Genomic DNA, 1,392 nt, shown 5'->3' on the forward strand with positions numbered 1-1,392 from the left:
GGTTTTCAGTTGAGATTGTAAGCGGGAACGTTGTTTGTTGTAGAAGGTGTTAATTGCTTTTAACGGTCTGCCATTTACCAAAAGAGGTGCTACACCTGTTTGATTTGTAGTTACAGCCATTAAGTTATTAACTCCTAAATCTATCCCAGCTATCTCTTGTTTATCTGTGGTTTCCGACCGTCTTTCATAGACTATTTCAATGACATAACAGCTACTTTTGGGGACAATTCTCACCTCAATTATTTCTCTTTGGGAAGTGGTCAATTTTACGTCGCTCATAGACAAGTGACAAATTCCTTCTTTTAAAGGTTTTTTATAAATTGATTCCTGAGAATATATTAGTAGGTTTCTTCCTTTGGTTTTGTCCTTATACTTAATAATTTTGGGTTTTCCTGAAAATTTTTCAGGGTGTTTTTTCCAAGCTCTAAAAGCGGCAAAATAACTAATCCAAGCCTGATCTAATCTTCTGATTATCTGCTTGCTCACTTTCGTGGGTAAAGCTAAATAATCTGAGGTTTTAGATACCAGATGATAGAGTTGATTAAAACCCAGTTTTTGGGAGTTTTCAAAGAAATATTGGCGATAATGGTAGTTAGCTAGATTGAACAAATTTTTTGACAAAAAGGCATAATGGTCTATTTCTGACCAGAAGGGATGGTTTTGACTGATAATATGACGTTCAACTAGCTTCATATCTTGATTATACCTGATAACGTTCTTAAAATCTATCGGTGGCCAAAGTTACTTATTTTAGCTATCTAGCTACAGAAATGAGTAACTTTAAAAGGCTTTAGGTAGGTTTTTGGTTTCTGTTTCTACCCCCCCTAGCTTCGATCGGCGAAAAATATTAACTTAGCTTATACATCTCATAAGTTTTATTTTGTCAATCCTTCTTTACAATTTGTAAAAATATTGTTACATTTATTTACATGAGCTAAAAGTTAAAGCAAAACAGCCAAGACACCAAGCCAGTTCAGATTGTTTCGGGGAGTATCAGACAAAATATGATTCCCTTAGTCCGAGACAACGGTGAAAAACTGGGCTGACTAGCTTAAAAAAGTTTTCGGGGTTTGGGTTTGCCCCATTGACAGATTTGCTTGAGTTCTCCTACATAACTTAGCGCTACCTCGGCTGGACACCGAGGTTTTTTATTTGGTTACAGCATTTTCGACTAAGTAGGGTTTGCTGAATAAATCTAAAAACCTTGTTGGATAAGGCTTTTAGACTTTTTTCCCTGAAAAAGTGCCTACCATTGGAGTGATTGGGGGGAAAATTTAGGGATTTTTTCCCTGAAAATTAGGTAATTGACCACCTGAAAATGGGTAAAACCCCACACCCCACACCCCACACCCCACACCCTGCCCCCACGAAAAACTTTTTCAGCAGCCCCTA

The 1,392-nt window shown here is 37.1% G+C and carries 1 protein-coding gene; it reads right to left on the reverse strand.

The window, feature by feature from the left end; translation table 11 throughout:
• The coding region (locus tag O9295_RS18810) for an RNA-guided endonuclease InsQ/TnpB family protein (protein WP_288034476.1) at nt 1–693 on the reverse strand (693 nt) is incomplete at its 3' end.
• Between the last annotated feature and the right edge of the window lie 699 nt (nt 694–1,392).

This window comes from Microcystis sp. LE18-22.4A (genome assembly GCF_027531105.1).
Classification (GTDB): domain Bacteria; phylum Cyanobacteriota; class Cyanobacteriia; order Cyanobacteriales; family Microcystaceae; genus Microcystis; species Microcystis aeruginosa.